Here is a 15,079-nt window from a genome sequence, read left to right as displayed (position 1 = left end):
TATGTAAAATGTTATTCGTGAAAAGTGAAATTTAAATCAAAACTTCTTTTGAAAACGGGTCTCTTAGCCCTGATGGTAGCGGCATCCTTTTGTGCTGGGGTTCAGCACAAAAGATATAGCGGACAGCAGGGATCAGCTCCTGAAAAATATTGTGAATTTCTATCAAGTCTTTATTTAAGAGGTTTCGCATTCGAAAAAAAGCTTATTTAAAATGAGTATAAATATACGGATAAATGTTATTTAACGAAAATTGATTTAGATTTTATTGCTGAGAAACAATATATAGCCTACATTTGCGGTAACATTCAAAAATTCCGGAAAACATGTTTGAATTTTCACAGTACTTAGGCTTTTTACTTTTCTTAACCATTCTTACTATAGGATTTTGGTTAATGTTTTTCTTAGTTGGTTTCGTATCTTATTGGGTTACGGGAGCAAGCTGGGAAATGATTAAAGAAAAAAGAGCCAGAAAAAGACAAGAAGAACAATCTATTTAATTTTAGATTGATGTCATAAAAAAAGGACCCGTTTTTACGAGTCCTTTTTTTTTGTTCAAAAAAAAGAAATTCGAATATTTGAAATAAAAAATCCCAAATTTCAATAACTGAAATTTGGGATTTTATTTATTCTAGATATCCAATATTGGAATTTAGGAAATGTTATCCAGGGAAATCTCCGCCGCCTTCTCCGCCGCCATCATTTTTAGGCTGTGCATTTTTATCTCTTTCGCTTTTTGGTTTGTTGAAACGGTAAGTGAATGATAAATTGAACTGACGCTTACGGAATTGGAATTCGCTATATGAAGTTACACCATCTAAATAAGTGTAAGATCTCATTTTTCTTGAATTGAAAACATCGCTAATGTTGAATGCAATTGTTGCTTTGTCCTTCATTACGTCTTTGCTGAAAGCTGTATTCATTCCGAATTGACCTAAGTTTTTACCTTGAGCTGTTTTTTGCTCTCCATTGTACATTGCAGTTAACTGCCAGTCAATTTTATAAGGAAGCGTTACTTTAGAGTTTACTCTTGCAAACCAAGAAGTAGCTTGATTGTCTAAGTTTTGAACAATCTCATTTCCTTGTGTATCTATATAACTATGCTCTCCAGTTGTTTTTACGTTGAAAAAGTTGAAGTTACTGTTTAATTTCCACCATTTGTATGGAGTATAATTCAATGTAAATTCGAAACCAAGTTTTTGTTCTTTTCCTAAGTTAATAGGCTGGCTTTTGATAACTGGCGTACCTTCAACTGGTTGTCCAGGTGCAGGAGTTACCACTTCACCATCAGCAGTTACATAATCACCTGTAGGAGATCTTACAAAGCTGAAAACGTCTTTTGTGTCTTCAAAATATGCTGATGTATTGAAGGTTACTTTATCCCATTTTTTGATATAACCAATATCATATTTGTCTGTCAAAGAAGGATCTAAGTCTGGATTTCCTTGAAAGATATTAATGTTACTCGCATAGTTTACAGCAGGATTCATAAAACGTCCTCTTGGTCTAGATAAACGTTTGCTATAACTTGCAGAGAAGTTGCTTTGATCTGAGATTTCGTAACTAATAAATGCACTTGGAAATAAGTTGTTGTATTTTTTAGTGTTGAAATCGTTTGTGTCTAAAAGATTAACATGAATATTGGTGTCTTCCCATCTTAATCCAAACAAATAAGAAAATTTATTTGCTTTGAAACCATATTGCGTATAAAGCGCTTGAATGTTTTCTTTGTATTCTAATGTATTTGATAAATTAGGATTTGGAACTGTACCATTTGTAACATCATAAATGTTGTTCAAATCGCCAAAACTTCCTTTATAACCTGCTTCAAATTGACCACCTTTTCCTAAAGGCAAAACATAATCTGTTTGAAACAAAACTTGCTTTTGTACTTGGTCGTTTAAGGTAGTATCAAAATTTGGCGAAGCGGTAATTTTACTATCGCTGTCATCTGTATTTCTTGAAATAGAAAAATCTGCCGTAAGCTTGTGTCCTTTATCGTTGAAATTTTTAATCAAATTCGAAGTAAATTCTACGTTTTCGCTTCCAGTATCTGCGTTGTTTAAACGGTAAGATGTTCCTGTGTAATTATGAGCGGCATCATAATTATAATAGTTAATCAAATCTTGATCGTCACCTATATTTTTTTGGTAATTGATCGCATTTGTCCAGAATGTAGTTGGCGTTATGGTCCATTCTACACCAGCTCTTCCGTTAAAACCTTTTCTGATACGTTCTGTATCGCGGCTTTCGTCTAAGAAACTTTTTGTTGTGCCGTCTGCGTTGAAATATTCAGAGTTTGTTTTACCAGCTCCTTCTGTTGTTCTGTAGTTGTATCCAGCAGTCGTAAAATAGTTTAACTTTTCAGTTTTATAGTTTAAATTGGCGCTTAAACCATACGTTTCTGGTAAACCTGTTGAAGCAATAAAAGTTCCGTTGAAACCTTGATTTTTACCTTTTTTAAGAATAATATTGATGATTCCAGAACCTCCTTCAGCATCGTAGCGAGCCGATGGATTGGTAATAACTTCCACTTTATCAATTGCATCTGCAGGCAATTGTCTTAAAGCTTCTGCCATATTTATGGCTTGCGAAGGTCTTCCGTCAATTAAAATACGAATATTATCGCTTCCTCTTAAACTTACATTTCCTTCAGTATCAACAGAAACAGATGGAACGTTGTCTAAAACATCACTCACACTTCCGCCTTTTACAATCATATCCTGACCAACGTTGTAAACTTTTTTGTCCAGTTTAATTTCAACAGTCGATTTTTCTGCACGAACTACAACTTCATTTAATTGTGCTGCATCTTCTGATAAATTTACAACACCTAAATTGATATCGTCTTGAATGTTTTTTCCTTTAATTTCGGTTGGTTTAAAGGAAATAAACTCAATTTTAATGTCGTAAGTTCCAGGCGCAACAGCAACCTCAAATTCTCCTTTTGGATTTGTGATTCCTCCAGCAACAACTTTTGTGTCATTTGGAGCAGTAATCGAAATGGTAGCATATTCTAATGGTTGTTTGCTTACTTTCTCGAAAACTTTTCCAGTGACTTTAACTTTGTTTTTGCCGCCTGGGCTTCCTTGTTGAGAGTAATTGTAAAAACTTGTAAACAAGAATACAAGTAATACTGCAAATTTGATTTTTTTCATTTTCTGGTTTTTCTTTTTCTTTTAGACGGCAAATGTAGTTTTTGGTTTAAAGAGAGAAATCACAAAAAAATGTTAATAGAATATTTTAGAATCAATCTAAAAAAGAAGTGACTAAATCTGGATCTCTACCAATGATAGCTTTTCCGTCTTTTACAACAATTGGACGCTCAATTAAAATTGGATTTTCTACCATTGCATTAATGATTTCGTCATTACTTAAAGTTTTGCCTTTATAATTTTCGATCCAGATTTTTTCTTTAGTCCTGATCAATTGAATAGGCTCCAAGTTTAATTGACTTAATAATGTCTTTAGCTGTTCAAAAGTAGGAGTTTCTGTTAAATATGGAATAATTTCAAAATCTTGGTTCGATTGTTCAATAAAAGCAAGGCAGCTTCTTGATTTTCCGCATCTCGGATTATGGTAAATTTGTATCATTTTGTTATATTTAATCGTTTCAAATATTCGTAAGGTAAAAAAGGGGTATTTTCGCAGTATCAAAAGTAAGATTAACTTATCGAATTTGAATTCTCATTTTTTAAAATTTTAGATTTATGTTTTTAGAGCAAGGGATTAAACCTGAAAATAAATTTTGGAAATATCTTTTAGGATCTGTCTTTATTATTTCAGCGTCTTTTGTCGGACAAATTCCAATTACTGCAGCGGTATTTTATAAAACATTTAAGGAGCACGTTGCTTTTCCAACCACCAACGAAGGTGTTATGAAAATGTTTGAATCCAATACAACTCTTTTTCTGGTAATGATTTCCTTTATTTTTGCTTTTGCGGGAATTTATTTTGTTGTAAAATTTATTCATCATCAAACCTTGTTGTCTGTTACGACTTCAAGACCTAAAGTAGATTGGAAACGCATTTGGTTTTCATTTTTTGTATGGACATTTTTTTCATTGCTTAGTTTTTTGTTCGTATATTTAAAATCGCCAGAGCAATTTGTATTGCAGTTTAAAGTAATTCCTTTTTTAATATTAGCAGTTCTGGGCTGTATCTTAATTCCGATTCAAACTAGTACAGAAGAATATGTTTTTAGAGGATATTTAATGCAGGGATTTGCAAATTTGGCGCAAAACAGATGGTTTCCGCTTCTAATGACTTCTGTGATATTTGGCTCAATGCACTGGACAAATCCAGAAGTGGGCAAAATGGGAAATATTATCATGATTTATTATATAGGAACTGGCTTGTTTTTGGGAGTTATAACCTTGATGGATGAAGGAATGGAATTGGCGCTTGGGTTTCATGCGGCAAACAATCTTGTCGGAGCATTATTAGTTACTTCAGATTGGACTGTTTTTCAAACTCATTCTGTATTTAAAGACCTTTCAGAGCCTTCTGCAGGAATAGATGTAATTCTGCCCGTTGTTGTTATTTATCCAATTCTGCTTTTTATTTTCAGTAAAAAATATGGATGGACAAATTGGAAAGAGAAACTAACAGGAAAAATTAGTAATGTCGAATTAAAAGCTTAAGAATATGCTAAACTTAACTCAAAATAACGTTCACAATTATTTCAAATTAAATGGATATCATTTAAATGCAAAAGATTTGTGCCGTGTCGCTTATAGTTTTATCAAAGAGGGAGATGCTTACGAACAATCGATTGGAGAGTTCTTTTTGGATTGGTTTGATAAAAAAGATTATATCGAAATGACCACTTCTGGAACAACAGGACTTCCAAAAGTAGTTAGATTGAAAAAACAGGCAATGATACAATCAGCGCTTGCAACGGGAGATTTTTTTGATTTGGAGCCAGGAAACAAAGCTTTATTGTGTCTTCCAACGCAATTTATTGCTGGAAAAATGATGCTGGTAAGAAGTTTAATTTTAGGATTAGAATTGGATGTTGTTTCGCCAAGTCTTCATCCGCTAGAATTAAATAAAACAACGTATGATTTTGTAGCGATGGTACCATTGCAAGTTCAAAATTCGATTAAAGGACTTTCTAAAGTTCGTAAATTGATTATCGGAGGCGCTAAATTAGATTCTGCTTTAGAAGAAAAATTGTTGCCGCTTAAAACGGAAATCTACGAAACATATGGAATGACGGAAACCATTACACATATTGCTGCGAAACGTTTAGGTGATTCTGTTTTTTCAATTCTGCCAAATGTAAAAATTTCTCAAGACGATCGTCAATGTTTGGTTATTAATGTGGCTACCGTTTCGGATGAGCCAATTGTGACAAATGATTTGGTTGAATTATTGAATGAAAAGCAGTTTAAATTTTTAGGACGAATTGATAACGTAATCAATAGTGGAGGAGTAAAGCTGATTCCGGAACAGATTGAAGCAAAATTGATCGGGAAAATTGCAAACAGATTTTTTGTCACTGGACTTCCAGATACGACTTTAGGAGAAAAATTGGTTTTGGTTATTGAAGGGGAAAAACAAGAATTTGAACCTAGTTTCTTTGATGTTTTAGGTAAATATGAAAAACCAAAAGAAATTGTTTTTGTATCAAAATTTAAAGAAAACGAAAACGGAAAATTGCTTCGAAAGCCAAGCTTACAAGATTAAAATTCTAAAATAAAAATCCCAAATTTCAATAACTCAGATTGAAATTTGGGATTTTTTAATATTAAATAATTCCAAGAATTGGAATTTAGACTTAAGCTTTTCTTTCCAAAAGTGCCATGTAGAATCCGTCAAAGCCAGATTCTGAAGCTAACATTTTACGATCTTCAATGAACTTAAATTGTTGTCCGATTTCTGTTTTTAAGAATTTCTCCACTTGTTCTTGATTTTCTGATGGTAAAACAGAACATGTTGCGTAAACTAATTTTCCGCCTGGTTTTACAATTTTAGAATAACTTTCTAAAACCTCGCTCTGAACTTTACGAATGTTATCGATAAATTCAGGTTGTAATTTCCATTTAGAATCTGGGTTTCTTTTTAAAACTCCTAATCCGCTACAAGGTGCATCGATTAAAACACGATCTGCTTTTTCGTGTAATTTTTTAATCACTTTTGTACTGTCGATAATGCGGTATTCGATATTAAAAGCTCCGTTTCTTTTCGCTCTTAATTTTAATTGCTTCAATTTACTTTCGTATAAATCCATTGCAATCAATTGGCCTTTGTTTTCCATTAAAGAAGCCATATGCAACGTTTTTCCACCCGCTCCAGCGCAGGTGTCAACTACACGCATTCCTGGTTTTACATCCAAAAATCCAGCAACTAATTGAGAGTTGGCATCTTGAACTTCAAATAAACCTTGTTTAAAAGCGTCTGTTAAAAATACGTTTGCTCTTTCTTTTAAAACAAGAGCTTCTGGTTGATCTTTTAAATATTCAGTTTCAATATTTAAATCCATTAAGGTATTTCTAAGACTTTCTTTAGTTCCTTTTAAAGTGTTAGTTCTCAAAATAACTTTTGCAGGCTGATTTTGAGCTGCAATTTCTTTTGACCAAACTTTTTCTCCTAATTCCTTAACACCCAATTCATCCATCCAGTCTGGGATAGATTCTTTAAGTGCTCTGTTTTTAGATAATTCGTCAAAACGTCCTTTTATTTTTCTCTCAGGTGTTCCTTCCAATTGTCTCCAATCTGGAATTGGATAACCGCGCAAAACAGCCCAAACAGCAAACATTCTCCATAGATTTTCTCTGTCGTAAGGTTCTTTAACTTCGGCAATTTCAGCGTATAATCGTTTCCAGCGAACAATTTCGTATATCGTTTCAGCAACAAATTTCCTGTCAGAACTTCCCCAACGTTTGTCTTTTTTTAATGCTCTGGCTACCACTTTATCGGCATATTCTCCTTCATTGAAAATTGCATTCAAAGAGTCAATGGTAGTATAAACTAAATTTCTGTGTAATCTCATTTCTATAATTTGAGTTGCAAAGGTACTATTAATTGATTGAAAGTTAAATTTTTAATACTGAATCTTATTCAGACTCACATTAAAAGAAAAAAACACTCTAATTTAGAGTGTTTTTTTGAAATATTTTTTAAAGCTTTATTCTTTAGAAGCAATACGCGTTAATCCAATATTTTCTGGAGCATGAAGCACCATTGGGAATTTCTCTACTTTAACAGAGCTACTGTCCAAACCAAAAGCTCTTTCTTCAGACAAACTCAGTTTTTTGATGAAGAAATAAGAATTCATGATAATATTTTCATGCCATCTTAGATCGTTGTCGTTTGATAAGAACTTCTCAGACAATACAAATTTAAAGTCTCCAATAATATTGTTTTTGTTTAAAGACTCGTAACGGCTGGTAATATCCACTTCGCCACGTTTTACCATGTCTTTGATAACTTCTCTAAACATTAAATTGATTTTTGTTGGTTCTCTAAAACCTAAATTGAAATCAATTCTGTAAATATCGTCTTTAGCGATTTCGGTTACTTTATATTGCGTTTTGTATGGTTCAGTCAAGATATTAACGTGAACGAACCAGTAAATATCAGCACGTTTTGGACGCTTTTGAAGGATAGAATAAATGATTTTTTCCTCCAATTCATCAACACGGTTTGCATTGGTCATATAAACCAAATGCGTAGCATATTTAGGGATCGTTAAATCTTGGCTTAATTCTACTAAAACTTGTTTGTAATCGTCAACTTTAACCACTTTAGTGTAGTTCTTGTTGATTTTCTTCGCTAAGTACCAGATTGTCATTACAGAAATCAGCATACTTGCGATAATCAAGGTTACATAACCGCCTTCAGCAAATTTGGTGATGTTTGCAAATAAGAAACTAAACTCAATCAATAAATAAATCGTGATTAATGGTACCATGAAGTACAGTTTCACACGTTTCATGATTAAGTAATAGTTTAGCAAAATGGTTGTCATAATCATACATAAGATAATGGCAAGCCCATAAGCATGCTCCATATTTCCTGATTTTTCGAAATGTAAAACGATTCCAACACAACCAAAAAACAATAACCAGTTGATTGATGGAATGTATAATTGACCTTTTACTTCTGTCGGATATTTGATTTTTACTTTTGGCCAAAAATTCAGACGCATTGCTTCGTTAATCAATGTAAACGAACCAGAAATAAGTGCCTGAGAAGCAATTACAGCAGCAAGAGTCGCAACTACAATTCCGAATGGCAAGAACCAATGTGGCATAATTAAATAGAACGGATTTCCGTTTTCTCCACCTAGTTGCTGTAAAGTGCTTCCTTCATGGTGAATTAAATAAGCCGCTTGTCCGAAATAATTTAAAACTAATGTTGTTTTTACAAACATCCAGCTAATTCTGATGTTTTTTCTACCACAGTGCCCCATGTCAGAATACAAAGCTTCAGCTCCAGTTGTACATAAGAATACGAAACCAAGAACGAAGAAACCATCAGGATGTATCGATAATAAATGATAAGCGTAATAAGGGTTAATCGCTTTGATAACTTCAGGATAATTAAGTACTTGAATAGTTCCTAAAGTTCCCAACATAGCAAACCAGATCAACATCATTGGAGCAAAGAATTTACCAACCAATTTAGTTCCGAACTGCTGAATAGTGAATAAAACGAATAAAATAGTAATTACGATGTACACAATTGTTTGCGTCTCCATAGTAGGATAGAATGCTCTAATTCCTTCTACAGCAGATGATATTGAAATTGGCGGAGTAATAATTCCATCGGCAAGTAAGGCGCTTCCTCCAATTATGGCGGGTACGATGAGCCATTGGATTTTTGTTTTCTTGACCAATGCATACAATGCAAAAATTCCTCCTTCACCGTGATTGTCTGCACTTAAAGTAATAAGTACATATTTAATTGTAGTTTGTAATGTTAAAGTCCAAAATACACAAGAAATACCTCCTAAAACAATATCTGCATTTATGGTATGATCGCCTAAAATGGCCTTCATTACATACAATGGAGAGGTTCCAATATCTCCATAAATAATCCCTAAAGTAATCAATAAACCCCCAATAGACAACTTACTATGTAAGTTTTTATGCGATGCGCTCATGTATAATTTTATAAAAAGACGGTTGCAAATTTACTGTTTTAAAACAAATTAGCAGCAATTATAATTAAAAAGAATAAAAAAAGCACAATCGTAAAATTGTGCTTTCTTTTTTGAATATTATTTATTTCTAAAATTAACCTCGTCTTCCGCCTCCTCTAGTGCTAGAGCCGCTTTCTCTTTGGCTTTGCCCACCGCCTCTTGATTCTTGACTCGCTCTAGAAGTCTCCTGACTCATTCTAGGAGATTCTGAACGTTGGCTTTGCTGTGGTCTAGCAGAATAATCTCTATTTGAGTTGCTAGATTGGCTTTCAGAATAACTTCTTGAACTTCTTTCTGCTCTTGGAGAAGATGCTCCACTATTTGAGTATCCTCTTGATGAGTTAGAAGAATTGTTGCTTCCATAATCTCTCTGAGTATTTTGAACTCTAGGAGTGCTTTCAACTCTTGGAGTAGTATTTGCATCATTAGAATAATTACGGCTTGTACTTCTTTGTGTATTTACATTTTCAGTGCTTCTGCCTGTAGAATTGTAACCTCTGTTATAGTTTCCATTGCCATTATTGTTTCTGTCTACAGAAGATCTATTAGTTGCGCTTCTGTTTTCTGCATAAGTTCTATTAGAAGTTCCATTGTTAGAAGTTGTTCTACCTGTATAATTTCTATTTGTGCTGTAAGTTTCTCTGCTAGCAACACGTCTTTGATCTAATTCATATCTGTTTGTTGTGTTAGCATGTCTATCAGCAAAACTATAGTTCGGACGCATTCTTTCGTAACCATAAGAACGTCTTGTTTCGTAGATCGCAGGAGCTGAATAACTTCTTCTCACATTAACATAGTTGTAATGGTTATTTACATTAATGTAAACATTTACATTGTTTCTATATCTGTAAACTGGGTAAGGATTCCACGCTCTGTAATAAGTTGGATAATAACCCCAATACCAAGTTGAACAGTATGGTCTGTAATTTGTAACCCAGAAAGAAGTATAGATAACAGGAACTACGCTATAAACAGGCTCATAAATATAATTTGCTCCATATAAATAACTGTTACCTACAACCTGAACGCTTACTTTGTTGTAATTGTCTCTCTCAATATCGATAGTTGCAATGTCTTGGTAAACATCACGATCTAAAACCGCTTGAATAATAACAACGTGCGTTCTGTTTTCAACACTCTCAATAACACGAAGATAATCTACTTCGTTATCGCCATTAAGATCTAAGTTTGAAATTTGATATTTAGGATCATTTAAACGTCTTTCAAAATCTTGAAGGTTCGCTGATTCTCCAAACATCGAAGCAACAGCTCTTAAATCTAAGTTATCGCTTATATCTGAGTTTTTTGCATAAACAGTAGTCTGACCTTGTACAGCGCAAGAACTAATTCCTAATGCAAATAGGGCTAATAAAAGTATTTTCGCTTTCATGATAAAATCATATTGAAGATTAATATTCTGAGATATCCAATTACTGTGCCACAAAATTTAAATGCTTTAATGTGGTTTTTAAAACACTGTAGGATAGTGATTTACATTGTTTTGTTTTTTAATTTAGTTGAATTTATAATCTCGTCTTGTGTAAAGAACTGGAAATGAAATGTTAAATAATCTTCTCGAAAAAAATAGAAAATTAATTTTCCATGTTGGAATTAATTGTATTTTAGCAACACCCTAAATTTATTTATATGAGAAAAGTAACGCTGTTTTTTTGCATGTTTGTTTTGTTTGTATCCTTTAAAACATTCACAAATAAGAATAAAGCAAATTTTGAAAATGGTTTTATAGCAATTCAGGTTGATACTTTGTTTCAGGAGAAAATTAGCATTCGTGCCATCGTAATCGATAAAAACAAAGTTTGGTACGGAGGTGATAATTCTCGTTTTGGGAGTTTTGATTTAGAAAAAAAAGAAAAATTCGAAGAGCATATTTATAGAGATACTTTAAAATTAGAATTTAGAAGTATTGCTCAGAACTCAAAAAATATATTTCTTTTAAGTGTTGGAAATCCTGCATTATTATATCAGGTTTCTAAGAAAACCAATAAAGCAAAATTGGTTTACAAAGAAGTTCATCCAAAAGTGTTTTATGATAGCATGCAGTTTTGGAATGATAAAGAAGGAATTGCAATTGGAGACCCAACTGAAGATGCATTTTCGGTTATTATTACAAGAGATGGTGGAGAAACATGGACAAAAGTGTTGTCTCATAAACTTCCAACAAATGCTCAAGGCGAAGCAGCTTTTGCAGCAAGTAATTCAAATGTAGTAATTAAAGGAAATGATACTTGGATCGTTTCTGGCGGAAAAAGATCTCGTGTCTTTTATTCTGGCGATAAAGGTAAAACATGGAAAGCGGTAGAAACTCCAATCGTGCAAGGAAAAGAAATGACGGGTATTTTTACAGCCGATTTCTACGATTCTAAACATGGTTTTGCGGCAGGAGGAGATTATGAATCGCCAATGCTAAAAACAGATAATAAAATCGTAACTAAAGACGGAGGAAAAACTTGGGAATTAGTTGGTCAGAACCAAGGTTTTGGATATGCTTCTTGCGTTCAATATGTGCCTGGCGGTGGCGGAAAAGAATTGGTTTGTGTAGGTTCTGGCGGAATTCAATATTCTCAAAATGGCGGAGAAACTTGGACAATGATGTCAAAAGACGATAAACTTTTTACCATTCGTTTTATCAATAGAAATACTGCAATTGCGGCTGGTTATAATAAAATGATTCGCATTCACTTTAGATAAAAAAATAAGAACCCTAAATAATAAAGTAAGTATTATTATATAGGGTTCTTATCGCTGTTGTTTCTTTAAGCTTAATCTTTATTGCCTTTGTCGCGATATTGTTGCAATAATTTTCGATTAAAATCGTCTTCAGATTTTTTTAGCAACAATATTTTCTTTGCGGGAAGTACTTTTTTCAGATTGCTCATGTATTTTTCGCGAAGCTGATATATTTCCTTATCTGTGCTTTCTATTTGAGATAATAAAGTCGCAGCTTCTTTATCTGAAAGGTTTTTAAGACTGTCATCTTTTAGCTGTTTCAGATAAGTTTTCATTTTCAAATACTTTAATTCATATTGCTTGTCATCATAAGCATTATAAATAGGCCAGAATTTTTCTGCTTCGGTTGAAGTTAATTCTAATTCTGTTGTTAAAAACGACACTTTAAAAGCTTTAATTTTTTCTCGCTTTTCATCAATTTTTCCATTTTGTGCAAAAATTGAAAAAGTTGTCAGAAAGAGCAATAGCGGTAAAATGTTTTTTATTTTCATTGTTAAGCTAAGTTGTTGAGTTAAGTTTGATTTAATTTTGTTCTGAAATTAAGTGTTCTATGTTTGGACTTGCAGCTAAAATGTCTTCTAGTGTTTCGTCTTCTAGAGTAACATCGTTGCCTAATTTTTCAATATCACTGTCGTCTAAGGTTTGGATTAAATCGTATTGGCTGATATTAGAGTGATATGATAAGTAATTTTCTAAAGTAGCTTCATCAAGTTCGTTTGAATTGGCTTTGTAATTGTTTACAATCGGAATTAATAATGCAAAAACAATTACTGCTGCGGCCGCTAGTGTAAATGTTTTTTTGCGTTTGTAAAAAGGAATTACTTTAACTTCTTTTTCGTTTAATTGCTGTAAAACCTTTCCTGAAAAATCATCAAAATAATTGTCTGGAGCTTTAAAGCCAGATTTTATTTTGGGTTCGTTTTCTAATTTAAATGTTTTCATAATACTTATAAGATAGTTTTAGTTACAAAAGGTTTAATTTGATGTAACATATAATTCAATTTTTTTTACTGCGTGATGATAAGATGCTTTTAAGGCTCCAACAGATGTTCCTAAGATTTCTGCGATTTCTTCATATTTTAATTCTTCAAAATATTTCATTTTGAAAACCAATTGCTGTTTTTCTGGAAGCGTCACAATTGCCTTTTGAAGTTTGATCTGAATTTCGTCTCCATCAAAATAAAGATCGGCTTTTAAATTATCGATCGTTTTGTTTTGAAGGTCTTCAGATGAAATACCGCTTAATTTTGCTTTTTGCGATAAAAAAGTCAAAGCTTCGTTTGTGGCAATACGATACATCCAGGAAAAAAGTTTACTTTCTCCTTTAAAGTTTTTAAGATTTTGAAAGACTTTTACAAAAGTGTTCTGTAAAACATCGTCTGCATCATCATGATTCAAAACAATGTTTCGAATATGAGAATACAAAGGCCTCTGATAATCAGACAAGAGTTTTTGAAACGCAGTATTTTGCGTTTCATGACTTAATAATTGTTTTATAAATTCTTTCTCGTCTATCAAACTTTTTGTTTTGTAAACTTTCTTTAATAGAAGTAAGACAGAATTTAACGCAAAAGGTTTAATGCGCCTTTGAAATTATTTAAAATTCTGAATCTTCTTCTTTTGCAGGTGTTTGCGTTGGAGCAGGTGCAGGAGCAGCTGGTTTGCGTTTTACGGGCTCTGTACGTGGCTGTTCTGTACGAGGTTCGCTTGTTGTTTCGCCAGTGTTTTCTGGAGCATAAACAGGCTCAGGAGTAACAGGAATTACTTTTGGTTTTATCGGAAAATAAATTTCAGTTACCAATTTAGATGAAGCTTTTACATCCAATTTGCTCAACGTCAAGATTTCAAGATGTGACCAGCTTAAATCTGGAATGATCTTTTCATTGTTGATGTAAGCAGTTGTCTTAGCAATTGCTTCATTTCTATGAGAGTAATCTCCGTTAAGAGTTGTTTTTACAGCATCAAAACCATTTAATTTTCCAGATAAAATATCACTTCCGGCACTAGTTGAAATCTCTCTATTAATAGGTAAACAAATGGAAATTTTAGCCAAACCAGTTTTAGTGTCATAGGTATGATAAATAATGAATGGTTTTCCAATTGCAGATAAACCATTTGTTTCACTAAACTGAATAAGTTTCGGAATTACAATTCTAGCATTTTTACTTACTTTGGCAATCTCGCTTGTAAAAGTCTGTTTGATGTAAGGAGTTTCTGTTTTCTTAACAACGCCATCTACTTTAACTGCATAAGTTTTGGTTTCGTAATCTAAGTTTTTGTCAATATTTGCTAAACTTTTTTCGTAGATCGTTCCAATAACGCGGTCAGAACCTCCGTGTAAAGCAGTGTAGATTTTAAATAGAAAGCTCATAGTTCCTTTTCCTTTCCAAGTAACTTTTGTTTTTCCGTTTAAAGTATCTTTTAAAGTCCAATTTACATCTGCTTCAGTGCCGTCAAATTGCATTTTTTGGTCAATGCTTTCTCCATCTTTTGTTTTAAGAATGATAGAATTTCCTTTTCCGTCAGCACCATCCCAATAAAATGTAGCGCCATTTCCACTAGTTTTATTAGCGTAGGTCATTTTTATAGAAGGATCTTCAACAGACCATGATTCAAAATCTTCGTAATTTCTAAAGTCGTTTAAGTAGTTATAAACCGTTGTGCGTGGAGAATTGATAACTTTACTTCTTTCTACAGAAAAATCGCCTCTCTGAGTAGCAACAAAAACAGTAAGAGCGACAAAACTTAATAAGGCGAAAAGAAATAAATACTTTAGAATTTTCATGGCAGATTGTTTGGTTTCGGTAAAGTTATAAATTTTATGTGAGTGTTACTAATAACCCATAATTATTAGGTTTTATTTTATTGTAACGAGAATAATTTATCGTTTTAAAAATATTTTAATGACAAACAAAAGAGCGATGAAAAGCAGAAAGGCAAGCAGTACTTTGTAATTTCCTTTGTAAAAGACTCTGTGTAATTTTAAATCTTTTCGATAAGCAAATATCATAATGATTACAAAAGCGATAAAAAAACAGATTCCAAATTGTATTTGACCTTGACTGAACATAGTTATAAAAATTTTTAGCAAATTTAGAGATTTGTAAACGATTTGCTGCTAAATTGCCTTTTCATTTCGTTCAATAAATTTTCAGATTTATGAGAAAGTGACTTAAATTAGCA

The 15,079-nt window shown here is 32.8% G+C and carries 13 protein-coding genes; 4 read left to right on the top strand and 9 right to left on the bottom strand.

Features of this window, described 5'->3' with window-relative positions; all coding sequences use genetic code 11:
* Positions 1-323 precede the first annotated feature (323 nt).
* Entirely contained in the window at positions 324-497 is a 174-nt protein-coding gene (locus ACE01P_RS18410; RefSeq protein ID WP_111288649.1) for a hypothetical protein, read from the top strand.
* A gap of 162 nt (positions 498-659) precedes the next feature.
* Here ACE01P_RS18410 and ACE01P_RS18405 read toward each other — a convergent pair whose 3' ends face one another.
* On the bottom strand, positions 660-3,155 hold the full coding sequence (locus ACE01P_RS18405) for a TonB-dependent receptor domain-containing protein (RefSeq protein ID WP_379700412.1): 2,496 nt from the start codon (positions 3,153-3,155) through the stop codon (positions 660-662).
* 91 nt (positions 3,156-3,246) lie between these two features.
* Positions 3,247-3,591 carry an arsenate reductase (glutaredoxin) gene (gene arsC / locus ACE01P_RS18400; RefSeq protein ID WP_379700410.1) on the bottom strand — a complete coding sequence of 115 codons (345 nt, stop codon included), beginning with the start codon at positions 3,589-3,591 and terminating at the stop codon, positions 3,247-3,249.
* Between the two features lie 116 nt (positions 3,592-3,707).
* Between arsC and ACE01P_RS18395 the strand changes: the two genes are divergently transcribed.
* Together ACE01P_RS18395 and ACE01P_RS18390 are read left to right on the top strand one after the other, a co-directional pair.
* On the top strand, positions 3,708-4,640 hold the full coding sequence (locus ACE01P_RS18395) for a CPBP family intramembrane glutamic endopeptidase (RefSeq protein ID WP_379700408.1): 933 nt from the start codon (positions 3,708-3,710) through the stop codon (positions 4,638-4,640).
* A 4-nt stretch (positions 4,641-4,644) separates the two neighbouring features.
* Entirely contained in the window at positions 4,645-5,688 is a 1,044-nt protein-coding gene (locus tag ACE01P_RS18390) for an AMP-binding protein (RefSeq protein WP_379700407.1), read from the top strand.
* Positions 5,689-5,779: 91 nt separating this feature from the next.
* On the opposite strand, the gene ACE01P_RS18385 is transcribed toward ACE01P_RS18390, so the two are convergent.
* The 3 genes from ACE01P_RS18385 to ACE01P_RS18375 all read right to left on the bottom strand — a co-directional run bounded on the left by ACE01P_RS18385 (position 5,780) and on the right by ACE01P_RS18375 (position 10,538).
* Positions 5,780-6,994, bottom strand: coding sequence for an RsmB/NOP family class I SAM-dependent RNA methyltransferase (locus ACE01P_RS18385; protein WP_379700406.1), 1,215 nt, complete (start codon positions 6,992-6,994; stop codon positions 5,780-5,782).
* Positions 6,995-7,129: 135 nt separating this feature from the next.
* Entirely contained in the window at positions 7,130-9,109 is a 1,980-nt protein-coding gene (locus ACE01P_RS18380) for a KUP/HAK/KT family potassium transporter (RefSeq protein ID WP_379700404.1), read from the bottom strand.
* 133 nt (positions 9,110-9,242) lie between these two features.
* Positions 9,243-10,538, bottom strand: coding sequence for a hypothetical protein (locus tag ACE01P_RS18375; protein ID WP_379700403.1), 1,296 nt, complete (start codon positions 10,536-10,538; stop codon positions 9,243-9,245).
* A gap of 257 nt (positions 10,539-10,795) precedes the next feature.
* Here ACE01P_RS18375 and ACE01P_RS18370 point away from each other — a divergent pair, with 257 nt between their 5' ends.
* A complete protein-coding gene (locus ACE01P_RS18370; protein ID WP_379700402.1) occupies positions 10,796-11,857 on the top strand; it encodes a WD40/YVTN/BNR-like repeat-containing protein in 1,062 nt (353 codons plus the stop codon).
* 71 nt (positions 11,858-11,928) lie between these two features.
* Here ACE01P_RS18370 and ACE01P_RS18365 read toward each other — a convergent pair whose 3' ends face one another.
* The 4 genes from ACE01P_RS18365 to ACE01P_RS18350 all read right to left on the bottom strand — a co-directional run bounded on the left by ACE01P_RS18365 (position 11,929) and on the right by ACE01P_RS18350 (position 14,681).
* Positions 11,929-12,387 (bottom strand): sensor of ECF-type sigma factor, encoded by a 459-nt coding sequence (locus tag ACE01P_RS18365; RefSeq protein WP_379700400.1) that lies wholly within the window; start codon positions 12,385-12,387, stop codon positions 11,929-11,931.
* A 31-nt stretch (positions 12,388-12,418) separates the two neighbouring features.
* On the bottom strand, positions 12,419-12,838 hold the full coding sequence (locus ACE01P_RS18360; protein WP_379700398.1) for a hypothetical protein: 420 nt from the start codon (positions 12,836-12,838) through the stop codon (positions 12,419-12,421).
* A gap of 33 nt (positions 12,839-12,871) precedes the next feature.
* Positions 12,872-13,414 (bottom strand): RNA polymerase sigma factor, encoded by a 543-nt coding sequence (locus ACE01P_RS18355; RefSeq protein WP_379700396.1) that lies wholly within the window; start codon positions 13,412-13,414, stop codon positions 12,872-12,874.
* Positions 13,415-13,493: 79 nt separating this feature from the next.
* A complete protein-coding gene (locus tag ACE01P_RS18350; protein ID WP_379700394.1) occupies positions 13,494-14,681 on the bottom strand; it encodes a transcriptional regulator in 1,188 nt (395 codons plus the stop codon).
* Positions 14,682-15,079: the final 398 nt, after the last annotated feature.

Origin of the sequence: Flavobacterium sp. HJSW_4 (assembly GCF_042436695.1) — a bacterium.
In the GTDB taxonomy this organism is placed as follows: Bacteria; Bacteroidota; Bacteroidia; order Flavobacteriales; family Flavobacteriaceae; genus Flavobacterium.
This window is presented reverse-complemented; position numbering and strand designations above follow the sequence as displayed.

Bases quoted from the DNA above. Each gene is read 5' to 3' on its own strand.
- ACE01P_RS18410 (WP_111288649.1), top strand. From the start codon at position 324: ATGTTTGAATTTTCACAGTACTTAGGCTTTTTACTTTTCTTAACCATT.
- ACE01P_RS18405 (WP_379700412.1), bottom strand. From the start codon at position 3,155: ATGAAAAAAATCAAATTTGCAGTATTACTTGTATTCTTGTTTACAAGT.
- arsC (WP_379700410.1), bottom strand. From the start codon at position 3,591: ATGATACAAATTTACCATAATCCGAGATGCGGAAAATCAAGAAGCTGC.
- ACE01P_RS18395 (WP_379700408.1), top strand. From the start codon at position 3,708: ATGTTTTTAGAGCAAGGGATTAAACCTGAAAATAAATTTTGGAAATAT.
- ACE01P_RS18390 (WP_379700407.1), top strand. From the start codon at position 4,645: ATGCTAAACTTAACTCAAAATAACGTTCACAATTATTTCAAATTAAAT.
- ACE01P_RS18385 (WP_379700406.1), bottom strand. From the start codon at position 6,994: ATGAGATTACACAGAAATTTAGTTTATACTACCATTGACTCTTTGAAT.
- ACE01P_RS18380 (WP_379700404.1), bottom strand. From the start codon at position 9,109: ATGAGCGCATCGCATAAAAACTTACATAGTAAGTTGTCTATTGGGGGT.
- ACE01P_RS18375 (WP_379700403.1), bottom strand. From the start codon at position 10,538: ATGAAAGCGAAAATACTTTTATTAGCCCTATTTGCATTAGGAATTAGT.
- ACE01P_RS18370 (WP_379700402.1), top strand. From the start codon at position 10,796: ATGAGAAAAGTAACGCTGTTTTTTTGCATGTTTGTTTTGTTTGTATCC.
- ACE01P_RS18365 (WP_379700400.1), bottom strand. From the start codon at position 12,387: ATGAAAATAAAAAACATTTTACCGCTATTGCTCTTTCTGACAACTTTT.
- ACE01P_RS18360 (WP_379700398.1), bottom strand. From the start codon at position 12,838: ATGAAAACATTTAAATTAGAAAACGAACCCAAAATAAAATCTGGCTTT.
- ACE01P_RS18350 (WP_379700394.1), bottom strand. From the start codon at position 14,681: ATGAAAATTCTAAAGTATTTATTTCTTTTCGCCTTATTAAGTTTTGTC.